Genomic DNA, 23,608 nt, shown 5'->3' with positions numbered 1-23,608 from the left:
GAGGAAGAAGGAGCATCTCTGATGTTGGGATTATTCAGAGATGCTTTTTTTGTATTTTTGTTCTAATACGAAGTCAATCATTCCGACAATGCGGGTGTTTTCGGATTTTTGTTTGAAGTTTTGGGAGATTTGAATGGCTTTTGCGTTTTTAAAACAAGAGGCAAGCCAGATAAACCCGACAACAACAAAAAATAATCTAGCAAGTAAACTCCCTGCATGGGGTAATTCATTCGTTGTAAAATATAAAAATAGAGTAACTAATGTGCCGTAGATTACTGTTTTTATACTATGTATAAGAGTCAGCTGGGGCTCGCTAAAGAATACTTTTAGCTGATTCAGCATGATAGAATCCTGTTTGGTTAGAAAAGCCAGGATTTCTTTATCATTTTCCTTGTACTGTGTAATTGTTTCGGCTGTTTTTACGGTCTCTTTAAATGTTTGTTGATTTAGAGTCATCCAGTATCCTCCTTAAAAGTAAAGCACTACATGAGATGTGATATAAATAACCCATGTAGTGCTGGTATATTATTTATTCGCAGAAGGGAATAAAGCTAAAAACGCACTAATAAAAGCTACGGCTCCTCCTACTGCTAAGGATTCAGGTATAGCTGTTATCAAGACAACAACTCCTAATACAGCAGCCACTCCAAAAGAAATATCAGTAAGAGTAGATTCCCAATCTGGAGAGTATATTTCCTCAGTATCTGGTAAAGCAAAGTGCTTCTGTTTTATTTTAAACGTAATTGTAGTTGTAAGTCCAGTTGTAGCACTGTCACCTACTGGAATATCAGGGGTATAGATTTTAAATTGAATATTTAACGATTGAGCGGTTGGATTTACATAAACCTCCAGATAACCATTCCGAACTGATAAGCTGAGACTGTTTAAAAGGCTCTGATAAGAGTCAATTTGTGACGCAGTGAGAGACGTTTGGGTGTCACCCAATAAACCCGTGATATAGGCACCTGGTTTACCATTTGTAATGGTAATTGTGTTTGGTGATCCTTCACTTGGTATGGTTGCCAGAAGTGAAGTGGATAGAATGATATCCAACTCCGGTGATGTAAAAATGGTTTCTGTCGTATCAAATTCAAACATCGCGTTTGCCAGACTTGTTAGATTTTCTAAAGCTGGAATAGTAGATACAATGTCTGTTAGTGTACGCAGTCTTGCATCATATACCGGATCAGACGGCGGATTTACATTGCTTGCACCTGAGTCTCTTCCTGAAAATCCGTCTTTATCAATCCCGATACTTCCAGAGCCGCTTCCGATTGTTCCTTCATAAAATTGATCAAAGGCCCAGTTATTTGGCATCGGATAACCGAGATTGCCGCTAAATCCAGTTGACATATTTGCCACAAAACTATATTTTGTCAGTCCTGCTTCCGATGTGCGGATACAAATGTTTCTGGGTCCGTAAACCCCAATTTCATATTTAGGTGCGGTTGAAAATGTCTGCATTTTTGTAAATGCTGACTTAATCTCTTGAAAATAAGGGATGATTTTATCGGTCACTTCATAATCGTATGCATCAAAGTCGACGGCAAAATAAATGGTCGTGCCTGACGGGAAACCTAATCTTCGAGCCGCTGAAGCAGCGCTGTATGCATCTCTTGTGCCTTGGTCTTTTACAAAATAAGAAGATTCATAGCCACCGTCTTGATAAATCGGAAAAACCTTTAATCCGGCATCAACAATAACTGAAAGTTCTTCAGACGTCAGGGCCTTCGAAGTAAGGCCATTGCTTGTCCGCACATTTCCGGTCAAATATCTTCCAACTGTTTTATAACCGTTATTCCGCAGTGTCTGAGCTTTCTCTGCTGTTATTATTGTAGCAGTGTCACAAGCAGAAGCGGTGCGTGTTGTGTCTCCTGAGCTTGATAATAAAGCTTTAATGGTCGGCATATCTGCATAACCTGTTTGAGGCAGGCACATGAACTCTTGAAATGCTTTAACGGCTGAAACAACACCGACACCATATTTGCCGTCAAATTCACCAGGGTCGAATGATTTTCCGTTGCAATAAAGAGCGTACTGAACAATTAAAACAAAGCCAGTTCTTGAATCGCCGGGAGTTAAAGTAGGGCATAAACTTGTTGTGCCGTTTCCAAAAAATCCATTGGCGACACTTGTGCTCATGCCTTCTTCTTTTTGCAAAGCATAAATAAGGGCCTTGTTGGTATCGCGGGCATACAGTCCGTCACAAGGCATTAAACCGATGTAGTCATTGTAGTCCCGGTTTAAGTTTTGTTGAATCTGGCGGATTCTTGAATCGCCCCCAGACACTAGCTTAAAAGCGCTCATGTCCAATAAGGCTTTCATGATCAACGTGGTGACAATCCCATCCTGTGTTGTCAGTCCTGCAGCTTTCTGAAATTCTTTCACCGCATTTTCTGTTTTTTCGTAAAAGACGCCTGTAAAACCGCCAGGGTTAAAGCCTTTGCACCATAAAGCGCCCTGTAAAATAAAATTCATGTTGCTTGGTTCTGAATCTGGAGCTTGGCGTTTAAGGGGCTTAAATAAGCGCTGTGTTGTCGGCCCAAAGTTATCAGCTGGCTCCGAGATACCCAGTTCAATTTGAAGCGCCCGAGTCAGACCGTAGATTGTATCCCACCCAGTTTTCCCGCTCTCTTCTACTGGGTTATACCCATGTTTGCCGCTGTACGTTTCGTTCAGCCACTGCTGTGTGATTAAAACCATTTCATCCATTTCGATTCCTCCTTCTTTAGATCCCGTTCATTTATAGGTGGCAAACGTAGGACAAAATAAAAAATGGATGCCGTTAAGCATCCATTTTACATCCGTTCTCCATCAGCTTCGTCTTCGGTTTCAGCTCTGAAATGTAGAGGCCTAAAAGTGTAAGCGCACCTCCCAGAAGAGCGATCCATGTCATGTTTTCGTGCAGGAACAGGATGGAAGCGGCGATTGTGATGACCGGGACCATGTAAATATACGCGCTGGATTTGACGGCGCCGAGCACGCCGACTGAGTAATTCCATGTGGCGAAACACAGGGCGGAAGCACCGATGCCGAGGAAGAGCATATTGAGTACATTTGAAGCGGATGAAAATCGGCTCAGGTCAAAATGGAAGTCGAACAAAAATAAAGCGGGAACCATAAACAACAAACCGTACAAAAACACTCTCTGTGTCAGCTCGATGATGTGATAATCGTACGCGCTTAATTTTTTCATGAAAATCGAGTAGCCTCCAAACACGAGAGCGGCACCGACTGCCATGATGTCTCCGAACGGATTCAGACGCAGTACGACATTGCCGTTGAACGTAATCAATAAAAGCCCGATCAGTGCTGCCCCAAATCCAATGAAAAAAGTCAGCCGCAATTTTTCGCCTTCAAGCAGAAAGTGAGCCAGTACAGCAGTAATCATCGGGATAATGGACACAATCATGCCGACATTTGAAGCGTATGTATACGTAAGGGCTATATTTTCTAATAAAAAGTAAAGTGTTACGCCAAATAAACCTGCCCCGGCAAATAACAGCTCATGCCGCCAGTTTTTGAATGGAATCATTTTGGGACGTACGAGAATAAGAGCAATAAAGCCCATCAAAAACCGGTAAAATAATATTTCCATTGGCGTAAAATCAGCCAGCAGCACCTTTGTCGAAATAAAGGTCGTCCCCCAAATCAGAATGGTCACAATGGCTGCAATATGCCCGGCCGTTTCCCTTTGTGTGCTCATCTTTGAAGCTCCTTTTCAAAAATCTTCATGTATTGCTTCGGCGTCAGCCCTACCTGCCGTTTGAAAAATTTCGTCATATGGCTTTGATCGCTGAATCCTGTCTGAAATGCCGCATCGATCGGTCTTACCCCTTGTTCAAGGAGTTTTTTCGCTTGATTAATCCGGATTGTCTCCAGGTAGCTATTAGGCGTAATTCCTTTTTGTTTTGTAAATGAACGCAATAAATGATATTTGCTCCAGCCTGTTAATTCACTCAAATCATTGAGCGTAACGTTCTCAGCGTAATGTTTTTCTAGAAATCCGCAAACCATTTTGACTTCGTCGGATGGTTCCGGAATGCTGTTGAGGAACGTGACGTCTGAATAACGGCGGATCAGCTCTTCCAGCAAATGAAGAAACAGCTCCTCCTTGCGCAAAGCCTGCTTTTCCTCGGAAATCAGAATGTGCAATTCCTGCAGGCTGGATGTCAGCTCGTGGCGGAATAACACATGCTGGGAGAAATAAGGGAGATGCCCGGCGCCAGTAATCTCTTCAACCGCCTTCTCCATGACATCCGGCATCACATTGATACACCGATAATCAAGCGTCCGTCCGTCAATCTGCTCACAGCTATGCGTGTCACGGGGGTTAAAGAGGAGAAGATCACCTGGATTGATGATATATTCTTGATCTTGGCAGGCCAGATACCGCTGTCCTTTTTCAATAAAGCCAATCACATAATAATCGTGGAAGTGGTTCGGGAATTTTTGCATAATCCCCTTGAAGCGGTAGGCTTCTATATGAAGATGCGGGTCAAGTTGCAGTGTTCGGGTTTCGTTTTGCATGGGATGCCTCCTGTCGGTGTGGTGGTCTTGGATTAAGTGTAGCATGATTTTTGGGGATTTCTTGTATGATGTTGCTGTTTGGAATAGAGAAAGCAGACCCGTTATTGGTCTGCTTTCGATTAAGAATGCAAAGATTTTTATTCTTCAATAATAACTTTATCTGCACAACACTTGTGAATATTTTTTGCTCAAGATACAAATTAAGGCCGTTATTATTTTGTCTTTTTAATAAAAATTTATTTTTCAAATATTTCAGTTATAATGGTTGGGAAACAGATAGGAGGGGCAAAGATGTATCAATCAAAGAAGGTTTTATTGTTAGGTTCAGGTGAGTTAGGAAAAGAGGTAGTGATTGAAGCCCAGCGTCTTGGGGTACAGACGGTGGCGGTTGACAGTTACGAGCATGCTCCGGCGATGCAGGTCGCGCATAACAGCTATGTCGTTGATATGCTGGACCGCGAACAGATCAGAACCATTATTGAGAAAGAAAAGCCGGATTTGATTGTGCCTGAGGTTGAGGCCATTGCGACGGATGAATTGCTGAAGCTTGAAGAGGAAGGGTTTCACGTCATCCCGAATGCGCGTGCGGCGAAGCTGACGATGGACCGTGAAGGCATCAGACGGCTAGCGGCGGAAACGCTCGGACTTGCGACCGCTGGCTATGAATTCGCGAATACATATGAGGAATTTGTACAAGCGGCAGCTCAGATCGGCTTCCCTTGTGTCGTTAAACCATTGATGAGTTCTTCTGGAAAAGGGCAAAGTGTGTGCCGCTCTGAAGCAGATTTAGAGAGTTGCTGGGAGACGGCGATGGAAGGCGGACGGGTGAAAAACGGCCGCGTGATCGTTGAGGAGTTTATTCCATTCGAATCAGAAATTACGCTCTTAACCGTACGTGCGGTAAACGGCACGACATTTTGCGAGCCGATCGGTCATGTGCAAAAGGACGGAGATTATTTCGAATCATGGCAGCCTCATCATATGACAGAGCAGCAAATGGAAGAAGCGAAGCATATTGCGAAAGCCATTACAGATGAGCTTGGCGGATACGGCCTGTTTGGCGTTGAGCTGTTCCTTGCGAAAGATAAGGTGTATTTCAGTGAGGTATCACCTCGTCCGCATGATACGGGCCTAGTCACGCTGGTGACGCAAAATTTGTCAGAATTTGCGCTGCATGTCCGGGCGATTCTCGGCTTTCCGATTACAGAAATTACACAGCTTTCTCCTGGCGCCAGCCGGCCCCTCAAAGCACCGGAAGAATCAGTGGATTACACTGTTGAAGGACTGGAAAACGCACTGGCAGTTCCGAAGACACAAGTTCGCGTATTTGGTAAGCCGATAACGAAAACCGGACGCCGTATGGCGGTTGCGCTTTCTGCGGCTGATACAGCTGAAACAGCGAGAGAGAACGCAAAGAAGGCATTGGATCAGCTATCTATAAAATAGAATTTGAGCGGGTCTTGTCTTGGACAAGGCCTGTTTTTTTTTCATCCTCCATAAAAGTTTTATCATAAGAATCAGAAACCTGATTATAATGTAAAAGTCTTCCATCAATAAGGGTGGTTGACACAAAAGGAGGGAGATGACAAAATGAAATTAGTTTCAACATTCAGAAAAAAATGGTTCGCTTACTTAACGGTTTTGTGCTTGGCTTTGGCAGCTGCGGTATCTATCGGAGTACCGGCAAAAGCGGCAGAGAACCCGCAAACTTCTGTTTCCAACACCGGTAAAGAAGCTGATGTCAAGAAAAACCAAACGTCAAAAGCAGAACAGGTTTCCGCCCCTTATGAGGGAACCGGGAAAACAAGTAAATCGGTATACGGCCAAACGCAATTGGAAAAAAACATTAAAACCTTACAGCCTTCAAGTATCATCGGAACCGATGAACGCACTAGAATCTCCAGCACTACGTCTTTTCCTTACAGAGCAACTGTTCAACTGTCAATCAAGTATCCCAACACCTCAAGCACTTATGGATGTACCGGATTTTTAGTCAATCCGAATACAGTCGTAACGGCTGGACATTGTGTGTACAGCCAGGATCACGGATGGGCTTCGTCGATAACCGCCGCGCCGGGACGCAATGATTCGTCATATCCATACGGAACTTATTCTGGCACGATGTTTTACTCCGTCAAAGGATGGACGGAAAGCAAAAACACCAATTATGATTACGGAGCTGTTAAATTAAACGGTTCTCCTGGAAACACGGTTGGCTGGTACGGCTATCGGACAACAAACAGCAGCAGTCCCGTGGGCCTTTCCTCGTCAGTGACAGGGTTCCCGTGTGACAAGACATTTGGCACGATGTGGTCTGATACAAAGCCGATTCGTTCCGCTGAAACGTATAAGCTGACCTATACAACTGATACGTACGGCTGCCAAAGCGGCTCGCCAGTTTATCGAAACTACAGTGATACAGGGCAGACAGCTATTGCGATTCACACGAACGGGGGATCGTCATATAACTTGGGAACAAGGGTGACGAACGATGTATTCAACAATATTCAATATTGGGCAAATCAATAAATACAGCAAACTAGCCATTTTCATATCTATTTTGTTTTTATGCGGATGCAGTTCACAGACGCATTCTGCTCCGAAAGAAACGGCTATTCCTGTCACACTTCATGTGGAGGATGCCAAGGGGCTGCCGGTCGAAGGGGTTCAAGTGACGATCGTTAAAGCGCCGGCCTCAGACCAGGAGCCGAGTACAGAGATTGGCGAGATACTCGGTAAAACAGACAAAAACGGAGACATCAAATGGGACACCGGCAAAAAGGGTGACTACTCCGTCGCATTGACGAAGGGTGAAAAATCAGTAACCCATCACATCTCATTAACAGAGGATAAAAAAGATAAGGTTATTCCTTTAGTTTTCAAAGAATAGGCGGTTTTCCTGATTTTAAGGGAAATTGCCTTTTTTTATTTTCACAGGAAGCCAAGCTATATACTGGAAATTTATAATATGAGATAATGAGAAATAGGCATTTTTTCTTACGAGACAAAAGGGGCATTATCCTTTATTTTATATCAATCAAACCCGGAGGAAAAAGAAGAAGATGACACAAGATTCGATGCAGCTTGCCGCGGCAGAAAGCGGCCTTCGCTTTTACCAGGCATATGATCAAAGCCTTTCTTTGTGGCCGATTGGGTCGGAAGCATTCTATGTTTCTACTCGTTTTGGAAAAACACATATCATTGCAAGTGGGCCAAAGGACGCACCGTCGCTCGTTTTGCTTCACGGAGGGCTCTTCAGCTCTGCTATGTGGTATCCGAATATTGCGGCGTGGAGCAGTCATTATCGTACATATGCGGTCGATATAATAGGAGACAAAAATAAAAGTATACCATCAGCTCCTTTGGATAACAGAGTTGATTGCGCAGTCTGGCTGAAAGACGTTCTTGATTCGCTCGGACTTCAGACGGCACATCTGGCCGGCCTTTCGCTTGGCGGGTCCCATATCGTGAATTTCTTGCTTCAAGCGCCTGAAAGAGTAGAGCGGGCAGTTGTTATGAGTCCTGCTGAAGCGTTTATATCATTTCATCCGGATGTCTATAAATACGCTGCGGGGCTTACAGGGGCAAGGGGGGCTGAGGCATATATCAAGTGGATCACGGATAGCCGTTATGATCTGCATCCTCTGCTGCAAAAACAAATTGTGGCGGGTGTGGATTGGCAAGATGAACAAAGAAGCCTGAAGCCGACAGAAAATGGCTTTCCATACGTGTTCACAGACCGGGAGTTGAAATCGATTGCGGTCCCGATATTGCTGATGTTCGGGGAGCACGAGGTCATGTACCATCAGCAAATGGCTTTAGAACGGGCTTCGGTATTAGTGCCGGGAATTCAGGCAGAAATTGTGAAGAACGCCGGACATCTGTTATCTCTGGAGCAGACAGAGTACGTCAATCAACGTGTCTTGTCCTTTTTAAGCGAGGAATAAAATTGTCAGAAACATGAAAAGAATGGCATTCATTGTTCAAAAGGTAACAAATGTTGTATAATAATAGAATTTGAGTGCTGCTTTTTTGGGGGCATTCTATGTTATTATGCTTAATAGAGAAAATTTTTCCTGTAACGCTATTCGATCCATATCGTCGAATGATATAGATGGTTTTACAATTGGAGGTTTGGTTACACTGTGAATTATATCCCCTGTATGATTACAATAGGAAATTTTACTTGCGGACTGCTGGCGATTCATTCCTTGTTATATCACAACATTCACTCAGCAGTACTTTTCATTTTTACCGGCATGTTTCTTGATTTCTTTGACGGAATGGCTGCACGTAAGCTGAATGCCGTTTCTGATATGGGAAAAGAACTGGATTCATTTGCAGATCTCGTTACGTTTGGCGTGGCTCCTTCTATGCTTGCTTACAGTGTCGCATTGTACGCCCTTCCATTTATCGGGATCTTATGCGCATTGACGTACAGCATTTGCGGAATGCTTCGCCTCTCTAAATTTAACACTGAGCAAAGCAAGCTTCCGACCTTTATCGGAATGCCGATTCCATTTGCGGGTATGTGTCTCGTTATTCTAAGCTTCGTCTATAACCCGATCCTGCTGGCAATCGGGACTTGCGGACTTTCATATTTAATGGTGAGTAAAATCAAATTTCCTCACTTTAAAAAACATGCGGCAGAAAACCTGGAGTCCGAGAGATGGAATTAGTTCAGCAGCTCATAGCGGATTACGGTTATCTCGCTATTTTTTTGATGCTGGTTTTGGGGATCGTTGGGTTGCCGATTCCAGATGAAGTGATGATGACCGTCGTCGGTTACTTCACACATACTGACGTGCTGAATTATGAGCTTTCAATATTGATCAGCTTTTTCGGGGCTTTGTTAGGTATGCTGATCAGCTACATGATTGGCAGAAAAGCCGGGCGCCCGTTTATCGACAAGTACGGCAAGTGGGTTGGATTGAAGGAAAAGAGAATGATGAAAGTGGAAAAATGGATGAAGAAATACGGTCCATATTCTCTTATTTTAGGTTATTTTATTCCCGGCGTCAGACATGTGACATGCTACTTTTCGGGAATCGGCAAAATGGAGCTGAAAACGTATATTGTGTTTGCGGCAATCGGCGCCTTTTTATGGTGCTTTATTTTTATTACAATCGGAAGGGTTATAGGGATTATTCATGTTTAATACGGCTGTAAAGATTCTGTACCGATCATTGATAGAGCTGACGAATCATCGTCTGTCATCCTATCTGATTAAAGGATTTTGCGAGTCTAAAATCAGCAAACCGGTCATTCCGCTTTTCTCAAAACATTTTCGGCTAAATTGGGATGATGTAAATGGTACGGCCGCTGATTACAGTTCGCTGTCCGAATTGTTCATTCGACATATTAATCTGGAGCGGCGCCCGGTGTCAAAAGAGGCTCATGCGGTAGTCAGCCCTGTTGACGGGGTGGTTCAGACAGTAGGAAAAATCAACCCGAATCAAACCTTTACGGTAAAGGGAAAAGATTACTCATTCGCTGAGCTGACCGGCTGTAAAAGCGCAGACCATCAATACAACGGCGGGTACTTTGTCGTTCTGTATTTAAGCCCGCGGCATTATCACCGTTTCCATTCCCCGATCAGCTGCAGGTATCAAAAGCTGGCCGAGCTTGGAAATCGCTCATACCCGGTCAATCAATTAGGGCTGAAATACGGAAAAGATGTCTTGTCGAAAAATTACCGGTTTGTGTACGAGCTGAATGGCGGCGGCCGAAGTGTCCTGATGATTCCTGTCGGTGCGATGAATATTAATTCTATCGTGCAGACGAGTACACGGGACGAGCTGGAGATCGGCGAGGAGCTGGGATACTTTTCATTCGGCTCAACCGTCATTTTGATTTTTGAAAAAGACGCGTTCCAGCCTTCCGCCAATTTAACAGAAGGCCAAGAAGTCCAAGTCGGAGAACTGATAGGTTACGAAGAGTAAAAAGAGGAGCTCGCATAAACGCAGCGCCTCTTTTTTTGAAGAAAGGTGAAACTCATGGAGAAACAAATCATCAGCTGGATCACAGATTATCAGAAAACCGGAGACGAATCCGTCCTGAGACAACTGCGGGAAGCGTGCTGGCCAATCGTTGAAGCGGTTCTGCAAGAGAAGGCAACAGATGAAGAGCAAGCGAGTGATTTGCGTGAGAAAGGAATCGAGCGGTTTCCGTTCATCATCAGCAAATACCAAGCGGATGTGCAGCTTCCGGTTGAGACATTCTTACGAAATACGTACCGGTTTTACTTTCATCAAGTGATGAGAGGATCCAGATAAAGCTTCTTTCAGTAGAGAAGCTTTTTTTTGTTGGCCGATAAGGAAACTTTTTCTATATCTATCTCGTAACTACTAGAGAAGCCAGAAGAAAAGGAGAGATAGAATGAAACGAATGATAGTGAAAATGACGCTGCCGCTGCTGATTGTCTGTTTTGTGTTTTCTTCTTTTTCAGCCTCAGCCCGTGCTGCTTCTGAAGAAAAACATTGGGAACGCTGGATTGAACGACATGCACATCCACTGGATTCTTCCGATGCCTCAAACAAAGACCTTCGCTTTCTCAAGAAGGTGCTGAAAGGAAAACGAATCGTTCAGTTAGGAGAAACCACACATGGCGCTGGCGAAATCAATGCAACAAAGGTCCGCATGATCAAATACCTCCACGAAGAACTGGCATACGATGTATTGGCCTTTGAGTCTGGCTTTCCCGATACAAATGCATCCTACCTTAATATGGACCAACTAACCTCTAAAAACACGATGAAAAACTCCATTTACGCTGTTTGGCACACAGAAGATGTCGTTGAACTGTTTGATTACATGAAAGAGCAAAAAGAGAAAGGCGATCCGCTTATCCTTACGGGATTTGATATTCAAAGCATGAAGAATTCATTCAATGATGCTGCAAACCAATGGGTAAAAGCGGTGGACCCTGAAAAAGCAGAGCTGCTCTCCCAATCAGAAAATGACTTTTCTAAATTGGTGACAGACAGCAACACGTTTGATGAATTTACGCAAAAGAAGGAAAAGCTTGTGAAAAACTATCAGGAGCTGATTAAGTTCGCTGAAACACATGCTTCAGAGCTAAAAGCCCACCTTCCGAAAGAGCCGAAAGCTTATGAGATGTTTATACATTCCCTTCAGCTGAGAATTAACGTAATGGAAACGTATATGCTGGAAGAAATGAAAGAAAAACTAGAGGATTATCCGGAGAATATTGAGGATTTTTCATTCTTTATGAGAGACCGCATGATGGCTGAACAATTTCAGTGGGTAGCGGAAACCCTTTATCCGAAAAAGAAAATCATTGTCTGGGGTCACAATTACCATCTTCGCAAACAGAATACCAAGATGTTAAAGGACTGGGTACAGCTAAACGGCCCTAACATGGGTGATTATTTGCCGGAGCGGCTGAAAAAACAAACATATACGATTGGCATTTATGCTTACTCAGGTGCGAGTCTGGATAGTTCAGATAATAAGACCGTTATGCCGGTCACAAGCCCGCCGCCATCTGGAAGTCTCGAAGCCTTGCTGAAAGCTGCGAACCATCCAGCTGTCTTTGTTGATTTTCTCCATACAACAAACAAGAAAGGCACTTCGTGGATGTACACCCCCCGGACAGCACTCTATTGGGGGGACAAAGAAGAGCAGATGATCCTGAAGGAACAATATGACGGTGTCATTTGGCTGGAGCATATCACGCCATCTGCCATTATCAAGTGAGCAGTGTCCCCCTGTGGTATAACAGGGGGTTTTTACATATCGCAAAAATAATCAAAACATATAAGTTGTGATCCATTATTGTAAAACAGAAAGGAGATTGAAGCGTGCAATGTATTATGAAAAAGCTGTCCAGAAAACGATCGATTGGATTGAATCACATTTACATGAGCAAATATCAAATGAGGTAAACGTTTCAGACTTTTCAAAATTCCATTTTCATCGGATTTTTCAAAAAGAAGTCGGCATGTCAGTTGCTTCTTATATTCGGTTAAGACGTCTTGCGAATGCAGCGGCAACTTTGCTTTATACAGATCTTCGTATTATTGATATTGCTTTGTATTATCAGTTTGAATCTCAAGAAGCATTTACGAGGACGTTCAAAAAGCTGTATCACATGCCGCCAGGCGCATATCGAACATTTATGAAGCGTTTCACTTCAAAAAAGGAGGAATCTTACATGGAGAAAAAAATGAAGGGTTGGGTATTGAGCGGGAGCCATCCGTTCCAATTCGAAATGGGAGTTGACCGGGAAAATGTACATCAGGGAAAAGCTTCAGGATATTTAAAGTCAACGATGGTGCAGGATATCGGTGAATTTGCGACGATGATGCAGCAATTCAAAGCAGATCGCTATCTAGGAAAAAGGCTTCGTCTATCAAGTTTTATCAAAACAAAAGGAGTGCAGCATTTTGCCTCACTTTGGATGCGGGTTGACAGTGCTGCTGATGACGTTCTCCAATTTGATAATATGAGCAACAGACCTATTACCGGAACAACCAATTGGAATCATTATGCTATCGTTTTAGATGTCCCTGAAAATAGCGCTGTGATATCTTTTGGCGTTCAATTATCTGGGCCGGGTCAGGTGTGGATGGATCATGTTGTTTTTGAAGAGGTAGATGAGAGCGTTCCTTCAACAAACCTTGAAATGCCGGGAGAACTTTTAGATGAACCGGTAAATTTATCTTTTGAAGAGGAACTACAAAAATAGTTTTCAGACAACTACTTTTATTAGTAAGTTAATGGAAAATACTATTTGGTATTAATAAACCCTTGTGCCGCGTGGGTTTGTAAGAGCTTGGATATTTTTATCAGTCTGTGCGGATATGTTCATCTTTGCGGCATTTTCCTGTATGATATAGTAAGAGTGTGCATAGCAACTAACTATAATTGAACAGGGTGTTTAAATCATGGAAAAACAATACAGAGTATTACTTTACTATAAATATGTTCCGATTGAAGATCCAGAGGCGTTTAGAGAGCAGCATCTGGCTTTTTGTAAGGAGCTTGGTTTGTTAGGCCGTATCCTTGTTTCTTCTGAAGGAATTAACGGTACGGTATCAGGTACGGTTGAGCAGACTGAAAAATATATGCAAACAATGAAAGCTGACCCTCGTTTTGCGGACATGGTATTTAAAATTGATGAAGAAGAAGAGCATGCGTTCAAAAAAATCTTCGTTCGTCATAAAAAAGAGCTTGTGACGCTTCGTCTTGAAGATGATGTGGATCCGAATGAAACAACAGGGCAGCATTTGAAGCCTGCAGAATTTTATGAGAAAATGCAGGATCCAAACACAATTGTGCTCGACGCACGTAACGATTACGAGTATGATCTTGGCCATTTCAGAGGCGCTGTCCGTCCTGACATTGAAGCCTTTCGTGAATTGCCTGAGTGGATTGAGGAAAACAAAGACATGCTTGAAGGCAAACAGATTTTAACGTACTGCACGGGCGGCGTGCGCTGTGAAAAATTTTCAGGATGGCTGATGAAGCAAGGCTTTGAAGATGTATCACAGCTTGACGGCGGAATCGTAACATACGGAAAAGATCCTGAGGTGCAAGGCAAGCTTTGGGACGGCCAGTGCTACGTTTTCGATGAAAGAATCAGCGTGCCTGTCAACCGTGTCGAGCATGTGATTGTCGGAAAAGACTACTTTACAGGTGAACCGTGTGAGCGTTATGTGAACTGCGCAAATCCATCTTGCAACAAGAAAATGATATGCACACCGGAAAATGAGTATAAATATATGCGCAGCTGCAGCCACGAATGCCGCACGAACCCAAGAAACCTGTATGTTCAAGAGCATAATATGACAGAAGAAGAAGTAAACGCAAGACTGGCAGTGATTGAAAAAGAAGATCACGCTGCTGCTGAATAATAGAAAGAACACCTCGGGAATGAGGTGTTCTTTTTTTCTACACGCTTTCGGTTTTTCCGTTTGCGGATACCCATTCTTTTTGGCGGAAGGACTTCTCCCATTTCGACACCACGATGCAGGCCACCGCATGTCCCGGTACGTTCACGCCAGTTCTCGCCATGTCCATGACGCGGTCAACGCCCGCTATAATGGCAACGCCTTCTGCCGGCAGCCCTACAGCATTGGCAGTCGCCAGAAGAACAACAAGCGAGCCTGACGGAACAGCTGCAATGCCTTTACTGGTCATCACAAGCACAAGCATCATGAGCAGCTGCTGGGACAATGTCATGTCTACATGAAAGGCCTGCGCCAGAAAAATACAGGAAACCGATAAGTATAAGCTGGAGCCGTCACAGTTCAGTGACAAGCCGGAGGGGACGACAAATGATACCACTCGTTTCGGGCAGCCGTATTTCTCCATTCTGTCCATCAGCTGAGGAAGAATGGTTTCGGTGCTGGTGGTGGAAAATGCAATTAAAAACAGATCCCATATCATTTTTAATACTTCGAAATACTTAATCTGAAAGATGAGACCGACAAGCGGAAAGAGGACAAAGAGGATCAGGAACAGACCAAGGAATACCGTGCCGACCAGCTTAAACATAGGGAGGAGAAGTTCAATGCCATATTGGCCTACAGAGGCTGCCATCAGGGCAAGCACACCGATAGGAGCAGTCACCATGACGATTTGCGTGAGTTTGAACATAATTTGAGCGACAGATTCAAAGAAATTCATCACTGGTTCAGAGGCTTTGCCAATGCCAGCCGCTGCAACACCGAACAAAATAGCAAAGAATATAACGGCAAGCAAATCATTTCTGGCCATGACATCAATAATGTTTGTAGGGATAATATCGAGGATCATTTGTTTGAAATCAACAACTTTGTCTGTGTAGCCGGAAAGTTCATTGATATCTTTTTTCGCCAAATGGGAGAGGTCAAGTCCGACACCCGGTTTTAAGACATTCGCTAATAGGAGTCCGAGCGCCAATACCAACGTGGTAATCACTTCAAACCAAATGATCGTCTTGATGCCGAGACTGCCCATTTTTTTCATGCTTCCGCTTCCTGCCGCTCCGATGACAATGGTAGAGAATACAATCGGCACGACAATCATTTTAATTAAGCGGATAAATCCGTCTCCGACAGGTCTCAGTGCCATCCCGAAATCAGGAAAAAAGTGGCCGATCACTGCGCCGATTGCCAAAGCGATTAAAATTTGAAACGCGATAAATTTTTTCAAATGAATCCCCCTTTAGAATGATAAGATTTAGGCATATTCATATCATTCGTGAATCAAATGCAAACACCTTTTTTCAAATTATTTTATTTTGATAGCGCTTTCATTATGTTGGCGAAAAAGTCCCCCGCAGCAGGGGGGACTTTTTTACTTCATGTGGATGTGCTTCATCTCTTCTTCAGATGCATTTGTGAAGATGACCGGTGTTACAGCCGAAGCGGCATGCTGCTTAATGTAATCGAGATCAAATGTGAGAAGCAGTTCGCCTTGTTTGACGGCTTGTCCGCTCGTGACGTGAGCTTCAAAGCCTTCCCCATTCAATTTGACGGTATCAATGCCGACATGAATCAGGATTTCGGTGCCGCCGACGCTCATAAAGCCGATGGCGTGCTTTGTTGGAAAAATGGAGACGACTTCGCCATCCGCAGGGGCAACGACTTTTCCTTCTGATGGATCAATCGCAAAGCCCTCGCCCATCATTTTTTCTGAAAAGACTTGATCAGGAACATCTGTCAGAGAGACCGTTTCTCCTTTAACCGGATAAATAAAAGTCTCTTCGGAAGCGGGCTTCTGCTGCTTGTCAGTCTCTGTATCCAGTGCGGCGGCAGTGTCCGGGACGCCTCCGGCCATGATCGTTTTGATGTCGTCTTTTAAAGCGTCGGATTTTGTTCCGAATATCGCCTGGAAGTTGTTATTGACTTCCAGCACACCTACGGCGCCAAGCCGTTTTAATTCGTCCTTGCTGACTTGGCTCGGCTGATGAACGGTCACGCGAAGCCTTGTAATACACGCATCCAGGTTGGCAATATTGTGCTGTCCGCCCAAGGCCTTCAGCACATGAAAGGCAAGCTGGTCTTTTGCGACAGGAGCTTTTGCCTCAGTCTGATCGGCTTCATCTGTTTCACGGCCGGGTGTTTTCAAGTTCCATTTCAAAATCGCAAATCGGAACAAATAATAATAAATGAATGCAAACACGATCCCGACAGGAATGACAACCCAGCCGTTTGTCGACAGTCCGTAGTTCAAGACGTAGTCAATTCCGCCGCCTGAGAATGTATAGCCGTGGCGAACATGGAATAAATCACAAACGACAAAGATGACGCCGGCGAGAATAGAGTTAATCAAATAGAGCACGGGCGCAACGAACAAGAAAGAAAACTCAACCGGCTCTGTAATGCCTGTCAGCAAAGATGTGAGCGCCGCAGAAATCATAACGCCGGAGATCATTTTTTTCTTTTCCGGACGCGCTGTATGAATAATGGCAAGAGCAACTGCCGGCAGACAGAAAATCATGTAAGGGAAATCCCCCATCATAAAGCGCCCAGCTGTCGGGTCTCCCGCGAAAAACCTTGTCAGGTCGCCGGTTACGGTATTGCCTGTTGACGGGTCTGTGTATTCTCCCATCATAAAGTAGAAAGGTGTATAAAAAATATGATGCAGGCCAAAAGGAATCAGCAAACGATAGATCGTTGCATAAAAGAACAGGCCGATCGTTGAATCGGCAATTAAACTGCTGGCTGCGTTAATTCCGTTTTGGATCAGCGGCCAAACGAATGAGAAAATCACGCCGATTACCAATGAACTGATGGAAGTAATAATCGGGACAAACCGTTTTCCTGAGAAAAATCCAAGGACCGGATGCAGCTCGATTGATGAAAAACGCTTATATAAATATGCGGCAAGAAGCCCGATGATGATTCCTCCGAATACCCCCATATCAATCAGGTGCTCGGCTCCTTCATACGGAGGCTGAAGGCCGAGCAATTTTCCCATGTTGTCGAGGGTGACGGTTAAAATTAAATATCCGATAACAGCGGCAAGTCCGGCTACACCTTCGCCGCCGGCTAACCCGATCGCGACCCCCACGGCGAAAATCAGCGGCAGGTTGTCGAATACAACGCCGCCCGCATCCTTTATAATAGGGATGTTCAGTAAATCCTTGTCACCGAAACGGAGCAAAAGACCGGCTGCCGGGAGGACGGCAACCGGAGTCATCAACGCGCGGCCAAGCTGCTGCAGAATTTGAAATGCCTTTTTAAACATGACAGTCTCCTTTATAAGTATGATGCTTTCTTTAGTTTTTGAGCTGCTTTTTGATCGGCGATAACGGTTACATGATTGTGTTTTTGAAGAATTGAGGCCGGCACATCTGTCGTGACAGGGCCTTCAGCCATCTTTTGAATGGCGTCTGCTTTTTCCTCGCCGCTCGCTAAAAGCACAATTTGTTTACTGAATTCCATGATGGTTTTAATGCCCATTGAAATCGCAAGTCTCGGCACCAGTACAGGATCGCCGCCGAAGAATCTGGCATTTGCCTGTATTGTGCTTTCTGACAGCCTAACGATTCGTGTCAGATCCTCAAAATCAGATCCAGGTTCATTAAAACCGATATGGCCATTGGCGCCGATGCCGAGGATTTGAACATCAATGCCTCCCGCCTGACGGATGAGATCCTCGTATACCATGCATTCAGCCTCAAGCTGCGGATTGTCTCCTTGCGGGATATGGATATGATCAGGCTGCATATTGATATGCTGAAAAAGATGCTGATGCATAAAATGGTTATAACTTTGCGGATGAGATGGAGAGAGACCTGCGTATTCATCCAAATTAAATGTAGTAATCTTTGAAAAGTCGATTTCGCCTGCTTGATAGTCTGAAATCAGCTGCTTGTACAAGCCGACCGGCGTGCTTCCTGTTGCCAGGCCGAGTACGGCATCTTTCTTAGCCTGTACGTGTTCTTTAATAATGTTAGCGCTTAACTTACAGAGTTCTTCATAGTGATTGGCGATAAGAATCTTCATGTGACACCCCCTCAAAGAGATAGACAAGCATCATATTTGTTATGATCAATTTATGATAGTTGTCATTACGAATTTAGCACCGCCGTTATCGAACTGTCAATATTAATGTCTGAAAATTTGTTATAAAAGAAGGATACAAATCTTTCATAATCGGAAGGCAAGTGATATTATGGTCTCAATCAAAAAGAACGGTTGCATACAGAATGGGGAGAATGAAATGACAGCTTTATATTCTGTTATCAAGTTTAAAATCATTGAATTAATTAAGTCGGGCAAATATCAGGCGAATGATCAGCTGCCGACGGAGAGCGAGTTTTGCGAGCAATATGATGTCAGCAGAACAACTGTGAGACTGGCCCTGCAGCAGCTTGAGCTTGAGGGATATATTAAACGGATTCAAGGAAAAGGAACATTTGTATCAGCGGCAAAAATACAAACGCCGATTCCGCACAAGATTACGAGCTTTGCAGAACAAATGAGAGGCCTGCGTTCTGAATCAAAAGTGCTTGAACTCGTGGTGATCCCTGCTGATCACTCCATTGCCGAGCTTTTGAAAATGAAAGAGAATGAACCTGTCAACAAGCTTGTCAGAGTCAGATACGCCGAGGGGGAGCCTTTGCAGTATCACACCTCATATATTCCTTGGAAAGCGGCACCGGGTCTGGCGCAGGAAGAGTGCACCGGCTCGCTGTTTGAACTGTTAAGAACAAAATACAATATTGAAATCAGCAGGGGCACGGAATCGATCGAGCCGATTTTAACGGATGAAACGATCAGCGGCCACTTGTTAACCAATGTCGGAGCGCCTGCGTTTTTATCAGAATCTCTCACCTATGATAAAAATGAAGATGTGGTGGAATATGCGCAAATTATTACGCGGGGAGACCGAACGAAATTCACCGTAGAACAGTCATATCATTCATAAAGCAATGCGTTTTAAGAAGGGAATGGTGTTCTATGTTTTTATTGACGAATGGAAAAGTGCTGTGGGGGGCTGTCATTGCGGCTTTCATCCTTTCAATCGTGTTTTACCCGTTTCTGCCGGCGGAAATGCCGATTCATTATGATGGAACGAACAGTCCGGATATGACGGTTAACAAGCTGGTAGGAATAGTGATACTTCCTGTTTTGATGGTGGTGTTTGCATGGGCGCAGAAGATCAATTGGCAATTTGTGATTGCGGTGTATATTTTGCTGATTTGCCATATTGTCGTCCTGTATTTAGCAATCTAAATCAGACAGCCGGAATGAATCTGGCTGTTTTTCTTTTATTTCATCTTCATTTGACAAAGAATGTGGTGTATAATAGCTGATGATCCTAAAGAATATTCTGAAATTTATAGGTTTGAAGCGGCGTATGATAAAAGTAGAGGCTGTATACTTTTTGCAGCTTTAAAAAGACTGAATATTTAAACAATTATGGTGTGAAAGGTGTGCTGATCAAATTGAATAAGCTTATCGAACGAGAAAAAATTGCATTTCATAAGGAAAAGCCCGACCCGTCATCCTTAGGATTCGGAAAATATTTTACAGATTATATGTTTGTGATGGATTATGAAGAGGGAATAGGCTGGCATCATCCGAGAATTGCCCCGTACGCGCCGCTTACGCTTGATCCGTCTGCATCTGTTTTTCATTACGGTCAGGCTGTCTTTGAGGGGTTAAAAGCGTACAGAACGGAAGATGGCAGGGTGCTGCTGTTCCGGCCGGATCAAAATATCAAGCGGCTGAACAGATCGTGTGAGCGCATGAGTATGCCTCCTTTAGACGAAGAGCTGGTGCTTGAGGCATTGACGCAATTAGTTGAGCTGGAGAAAGATTGGGTTCCAAAGGAAAAGGGTACGTCACTGTATATTCGTCCGTTTGTCATTGCCACAGAACCGAGTCTCGGTGTGAAGGCATCCAAAAGCTATACATTTATGATCGTGCTTTCTCCTGTCGGCTCCTATTATGGCGATCAGATGAAGCCGGTTAGAATCTACGTCGAAGATGAGTACGTTCGGGCGGTGAACGGCGGAGTCGGCAGTGCAAAAACATCCGGAAATTACGCGGCCAGCCTTCAGGCGCAGCGGAAAGCGAATGAGCTGGGCTATGACCAGGTGCTGTGGCTGGACGCCATTGAAAAGAAATACGCGGAAGAAGTAGGGAGCATGAACATTTTTTTCGTCATTAACGGGGAAGCTGTCACACCGGCTTTAAGCGGAAGTATTTTAAGCGGAGTAACACGTGCGTCTGCGATTGAACTGATTCGCAGCTGGGGCATTCCGGTTCGTGAGGAGAAAATTTCGATTGATGAGATTTATTCGGCTTCTGTACGCGGGGAATTGACAGAGGTATTCGGAACGGGCACGGCAGCGGTCGTTACGCCTGTCGGTGAACTCAATATTCATGGGAAAACGGTGATTGTAGGCGACGGACAAATCGGGGACATCTCTAAAAAGCTGTATGAAACGATAACAGATATTCAGCTTGGCAAAGTAAAAGGGCCGTTCAGCTGGACCGTGGAAGTTTGAAGATGAAAAAGAACCTGCCCGGAGGCAGGTTCTTTTTATTTTGAATGAGTCATATCAGCAGTCGGCCGGCTTTTGCGGTTTTTCGCATAATATACTGCATAGCAGATGGCCATAAACGGAATGCCGCAATACAGTGCGATTCTTTGATTCGGATCAAAGGCTATGCCGATGACGGAAGCCAGGCATAACAGGAACGCGGCAATCGGCACGAACGGATACCAAGGGGTCCGGTATTTCAGATCGGCAACCTTGTTTCCCGCTTCGACATAACGTTTTCTGAACATGAATTGAGAAGCGGCGATTCCCATCCATACGACTACGACCGCAAAACCGGAAATCGATACGAGCACAACGTATACAGTGTCTGGCGCAAATACGCTGGACAGCAATGACAGAATGCCGCCGATCATGCTGAACACCAGCGCGTTAAACGGGGTTCCTTTTGACGTCAGCTTTGCAAATGTCGGGTGAAGCGTTTTTTCTTTTGATAAAGACCACAGCATCCGGGAAGAAGCGTAGAGTCCGGAATTAGCCGCTGACAGGATCGCTGTCAGGATGACAAAGTTCATGATGTCGGCTGCGTACGGGACACCGACTCTGTCAAAGACAGCGACAAACGGACTTTTGATGACGCCAGCTTCTTGAATCGGAATCAGCCCTGACAGCACAAAAATCGTTCCGATAAAAAAGAGGGAGAGACGCCAGACCGTTGTTTTAATCGCTTTTGGTATCGTCTTGTCGGGATCAACGCTTTCTCCTGCGGCAATTCCGATCAGCTCAGTACCTGAAAAGGCAAAATTGACAGACAGCATCGTCATCAAAATCGGGACAAATCCATTTGGAAAGAGCCCGCCTTCCGCTGTGAAATTGGACAGCATCGGAGCGACTTCTCCGCCTTTGATCGGGATGATGCCGAACATGGCAGAGCCGCCTAAAAGAATAAACAACACAATGGCTAACACTTTGATGCTGGAAAACCAAAATTCTGATTCAGCGAAAAACTTGACCGAAAATGCATTAAGCAAAAAAATGAACAGCGCAAAGACGGCGCTCCACATCCAAACGGACGTATGGGGGAACCAGCGCTGCATTAACAGGCCGGCTGCAGTGAATTCTGATCCCAATGCCACGGTCCATGTCAGCCAGTACAGCCAAGCGACAGTAAATCCGGTGCCCGGCCCTATGTATTTGGCTGCATAGGTGTGAAAGGCGCCTGTTACAGGCATGGCCACTGACAGCTCACCGAGGCACAGCATGACCAAATAGACGATTCCGGCCCCGACTAGGTAGGCGAGTATCGTTCCTGCCGGGCCTGCCTGCTGAATGGTGTAGCCGGAGCTTAAAAACAGCCCGGTTCCGATGACACCTCCTAAGGAAAGCATAAAGAGGTGCCGACTTTTCATACTTCTCTGAAAGTTTGTCTCATTCTTGTTGTGAGCTGATTTCATCTTTTTCCAACTTTCTATCGGCGATTTATTTCCTTCCTAATAAAAAATCTCATGTCAGCGAGTGACACGAGACTCCGGCGTACCGGCTTTTAGATAGAATATACAAACAATTCCGATAAGTCAAGTTGTTTTTAATGAGCGCGCCCAAGCCGCAATTTCTTGAATATCTTCGGGTTTTGTCCGGCAGCAACCGCCAATCAGCTTCGCTCCTTTTTCATGCCAAGTGCGGGCGCTTGTTCCGTAAGGCTCTGCGCATGCTGCGCCGTTCCACGTTTTTGTTTCCGGATCATACTGCTCGCCTGAATTCGGGTAGACGATGATCGGTTTTGATGTGTGCTTTTTTAACTCCTCTATCAAGGAAGGGATATGCTGAAGCGGCGTGCAGTTAATGCCGAGCGCTGCAATTTGGCGGTGCTCATCAAGCCATGACGCACAGTCAGCGGCAGGTGTTCCGTCACTGATGTGCAGACCGTCTTTTGCACTGAAGCTGATCCACGTATATGTTTCAGGGAACTCCTTGAGCACCCGCACAATCGCTTTTGCTTCGGTCAGACACGGAATCGTTTCGCATGCCAAAACATCAGCTCCGGCTTCGATCAGCGCTTTCATGCGGGGGCGATGAAATTCAACCAGTTCATCCTCTGAGATTCCGTAGTTGCCGCGATACTCAGAGCCGTCCGCAAGATAAGCGCCATAAGGGCCTACAGAAGCCGCAATAATCGGTTTTGGCCGATTCAGACGGTTCTCTCCAACCGCCCAAAATTCATCACGTGCTTCAGCTGCGATGGTGACGGACATCTCGATGAGCCGGCGTGCTTCCGCTTCGCTCAGCCCGCGTGCGGCAAAGCCCTCAAACGTAGACTGATAGCTGGCGGTAATCGCACAGTCAGCGCCTGCCGCGAAATAATCAGTATGAACTTGTTTAATCAGGTTCGGCTCTTCCAGCAGAATTTTTGCCGACCAGAGACTGTCGTTCAAATCACAGCCCTTGCGTTCAAGCTCGGTTGCCATTGCGCCGTCTAATACGATGAGCGGGTATGTATCAAGAATGTGTTGGATAGGATTCATAGAATGTACCGATGCCTTCTTTCAGATTTTTTTGAAAAAGATATGAAAATCGTAATGGACGCTTACATGTTTGTCAATAAACGAACAA

The 23,608-nt window shown here is 44.8% G+C and carries 23 protein-coding genes; 14 read left to right on the top strand and 9 right to left on the bottom strand.

Features of this window, described 5'->3' with window-relative positions:
• Positions 1–30: 30 nt before the first annotated feature.
• The 4 genes from KHQ79_RS19170 to KHQ79_RS19155 form a co-directional block, all read right to left on the bottom strand.
• Entirely contained in the window at positions 31–456 is a 426-nt protein-coding gene (locus KHQ79_RS19170) for a hypothetical protein (RefSeq protein ID WP_148982935.1), read from the bottom strand.
• A gap of 69 nt (positions 457–525) precedes the next feature.
• On the bottom strand, positions 526–2,712 hold the full coding sequence (locus KHQ79_RS19165; RefSeq protein ID WP_225516589.1) for a glycoside hydrolase domain-containing protein: 2,187 nt from the start codon (positions 2,710–2,712) through the stop codon (positions 526–528).
• Positions 2,713–2,785: 73 nt separating this feature from the next.
• On the bottom strand, positions 2,786–3,706 hold the full coding sequence (locus KHQ79_RS19160) for a DMT family transporter (protein ID WP_225516587.1): 921 nt from the start codon (positions 3,704–3,706) through the stop codon (positions 2,786–2,788).
• A complete protein-coding gene (locus KHQ79_RS19155) occupies positions 3,703–4,530 on the bottom strand; it encodes an AraC family ligand binding domain-containing protein (protein ID WP_019257343.1) in 828 nt (275 codons plus the stop codon). Before KHQ79_RS19155 ends, KHQ79_RS19160 begins: the two co-directional genes overlap by 4 nt.
• Before the next feature lie 291 nt (positions 4,531–4,821).
• Between KHQ79_RS19155 and purT the strand changes: the two genes are divergently transcribed.
• The 11 genes from purT (at position 4,822) to trhO (ending at position 14,408) form a co-directional block, all read left to right on the top strand.
• The gene (gene purT / locus KHQ79_RS19150) at positions 4,822–5,976 is read left to right on the top strand and encodes a phosphoribosylglycinamide formyltransferase 2 (RefSeq protein WP_250648358.1); all 1,155 of its coding nucleotides are present in this window, start codon (positions 4,822–4,824) and stop codon (positions 5,974–5,976) included.
• A 144-nt stretch (positions 5,977–6,120) separates the two neighbouring features.
• On the top strand, positions 6,121–7,059 hold the full coding sequence (gene mpr / locus KHQ79_RS19145; RefSeq protein WP_225516583.1) for an extracellular metalloprotease Mpr: 939 nt from the start codon (positions 6,121–6,123) through the stop codon (positions 7,057–7,059).
• Positions 7,022–7,420 (top strand): YbfJ family protein, encoded by a 399-nt coding sequence (locus KHQ79_RS19140; RefSeq protein WP_225516581.1) that lies wholly within the window; start codon positions 7,022–7,024, stop codon positions 7,418–7,420. The genes mpr and KHQ79_RS19140 overlap by 38 nt, the downstream gene beginning before the upstream one ends.
• A 172-nt stretch (positions 7,421–7,592) precedes the next feature.
• Positions 7,593–8,477, top strand: a complete 885-nt coding sequence (gene cesB, locus KHQ79_RS19135) for an enantioselective carboxylesterase CesB (protein ID WP_225516579.1) — start codon at positions 7,593–7,595, stop codon at positions 8,475–8,477.
• A gap of 198 nt (positions 8,478–8,675) precedes the next feature.
• A complete protein-coding gene (pssA, locus tag KHQ79_RS19130; RefSeq protein ID WP_019257348.1) occupies positions 8,676–9,209 on the top strand; it encodes a CDP-diacylglycerol--serine O-phosphatidyltransferase in 534 nt (177 codons plus the stop codon).
• Positions 9,200–9,688 carry a DedA family protein gene (locus KHQ79_RS19125; protein WP_003241384.1) on the top strand — a complete coding sequence of 163 codons (489 nt, stop codon included), beginning with the start codon at positions 9,200–9,202 and terminating at the stop codon, positions 9,686–9,688. The genes pssA and KHQ79_RS19125 overlap by 10 nt, the downstream gene beginning before the upstream one ends.
• Positions 9,681–10,472 carry a phosphatidylserine decarboxylase gene (locus tag KHQ79_RS19120; protein ID WP_003241382.1) on the top strand — a complete coding sequence of 264 codons (792 nt, stop codon included), beginning with the start codon at positions 9,681–9,683 and terminating at the stop codon, positions 10,470–10,472. The genes KHQ79_RS19125 and KHQ79_RS19120 overlap by 8 nt, the downstream gene beginning before the upstream one ends.
• A 54-nt stretch (positions 10,473–10,526) precedes the next feature.
• Positions 10,527–10,805 carry a hypothetical protein gene (locus KHQ79_RS19115; RefSeq protein WP_225516577.1) on the top strand — a complete coding sequence of 93 codons (279 nt, stop codon included), beginning with the start codon at positions 10,527–10,529 and terminating at the stop codon, positions 10,803–10,805.
• 103 nt (positions 10,806–10,908) lie between these two features.
• A complete protein-coding gene (locus KHQ79_RS19110; RefSeq protein ID WP_225516575.1) occupies positions 10,909–12,249 on the top strand; it encodes an erythromycin esterase family protein in 1,341 nt (446 codons plus the stop codon).
• A 109-nt stretch (positions 12,250–12,358) separates the two neighbouring features.
• On the top strand, positions 12,359–13,240 hold the full coding sequence (locus tag KHQ79_RS19105) for a helix-turn-helix transcriptional regulator (RefSeq protein WP_225516573.1): 882 nt from the start codon (positions 12,359–12,361) through the stop codon (positions 13,238–13,240).
• Between the two features lie 199 nt (positions 13,241–13,439).
• Positions 13,440–14,408 (top strand): oxygen-dependent tRNA uridine(34) hydroxylase TrhO, encoded by a 969-nt coding sequence (gene trhO / locus KHQ79_RS19100; protein WP_119913330.1) that lies wholly within the window; start codon positions 13,440–13,442, stop codon positions 14,406–14,408.
• Between the two features lie 37 nt (positions 14,409–14,445).
• On the opposite strand, the gene gltP is transcribed toward trhO, so the two are convergent.
• The 3 genes from gltP to nagB form a co-directional block, all read right to left on the bottom strand.
• A complete protein-coding gene (gene gltP / locus KHQ79_RS19095; protein WP_003241372.1) occupies positions 14,446–15,690 on the bottom strand; it encodes a glutamate-aspartate/proton symporter GltP in 1,245 nt (414 codons plus the stop codon).
• Positions 15,691–15,834: 144 nt separating this feature from the next.
• Positions 15,835–17,730: a glucose-specific PTS transporter subunit IIBC gene (ptsG, locus tag KHQ79_RS19090; protein WP_225516571.1), complete on the bottom strand. Its 1,896-nt coding sequence runs from the start codon at positions 17,728–17,730 to the stop codon at positions 15,835–15,837.
• An 11-nt stretch (positions 17,731–17,741) separates the two neighbouring features.
• The gene (gene nagB / locus KHQ79_RS19085) at positions 17,742–18,491 is read right to left on the bottom strand and encodes a glucosamine-6-phosphate deaminase (protein WP_225516569.1); all 750 of its coding nucleotides are present in this window, start codon (positions 18,489–18,491) and stop codon (positions 17,742–17,744) included.
• A 217-nt stretch (positions 18,492–18,708) separates the two neighbouring features.
• Here nagB and gamR point away from each other — a divergent pair, with 217 nt between their 5' ends.
• The 3 genes from gamR to KHQ79_RS19070 all read left to right on the top strand — a co-directional run bounded on the left by gamR (position 18,709) and on the right by KHQ79_RS19070 (position 21,004).
• Positions 18,709–19,416: a transcriptional regulator GamR gene (gamR, locus tag KHQ79_RS19080; RefSeq protein WP_003241365.1), complete on the top strand. Its 708-nt coding sequence runs from the start codon at positions 18,709–18,711 to the stop codon at positions 19,414–19,416.
• A 32-nt stretch (positions 19,417–19,448) separates the two neighbouring features.
• A complete protein-coding gene (locus KHQ79_RS19075; RefSeq protein WP_225516567.1) occupies positions 19,449–19,724 on the top strand; it encodes a DUF1648 domain-containing protein in 276 nt (91 codons plus the stop codon).
• Between the two features lie 212 nt (positions 19,725–19,936).
• Positions 19,937–21,004: a branched-chain amino acid aminotransferase gene (locus tag KHQ79_RS19070; protein ID WP_225516637.1), complete on the top strand. Its 1,068-nt coding sequence runs from the start codon at positions 19,937–19,939 to the stop codon at positions 21,002–21,004.
• A 35-nt stretch (positions 21,005–21,039) separates the two neighbouring features.
• Here the strand turns inward: KHQ79_RS19070 and mmuP are convergent, their stop codons facing one another.
• Together mmuP and mmuM are read right to left on the bottom strand one after the other, a co-directional pair.
• Positions 21,040–22,452, bottom strand: coding sequence for an S-methylmethionine permease (gene mmuP / locus KHQ79_RS19065; protein ID WP_225516565.1), 1,413 nt, complete (start codon positions 22,450–22,452; stop codon positions 21,040–21,042).
• 120 nt (positions 22,453–22,572) lie between these two features.
• The gene (mmuM, locus tag KHQ79_RS19060; RefSeq protein ID WP_225516563.1) at positions 22,573–23,520 is read right to left on the bottom strand and encodes a homocysteine S-methyltransferase; all 948 of its coding nucleotides are present in this window, start codon (positions 23,518–23,520) and stop codon (positions 22,573–22,575) included.
• Between the last annotated feature and the right edge of the window lie 88 nt (positions 23,521–23,608).

The organism is Bacillus sp. TSO22 (genome assembly GCF_020223595.1).
GTDB classification, from domain to species: domain Bacteria; phylum Bacillota; class Bacilli; order Bacillales; family Bacillaceae; genus Bacillus; species Bacillus inaquosorum.
The sequence above is the reverse complement of the archived record's forward strand: the minus strand, read 5'-3'. Positions and strand labels throughout refer to the sequence as shown.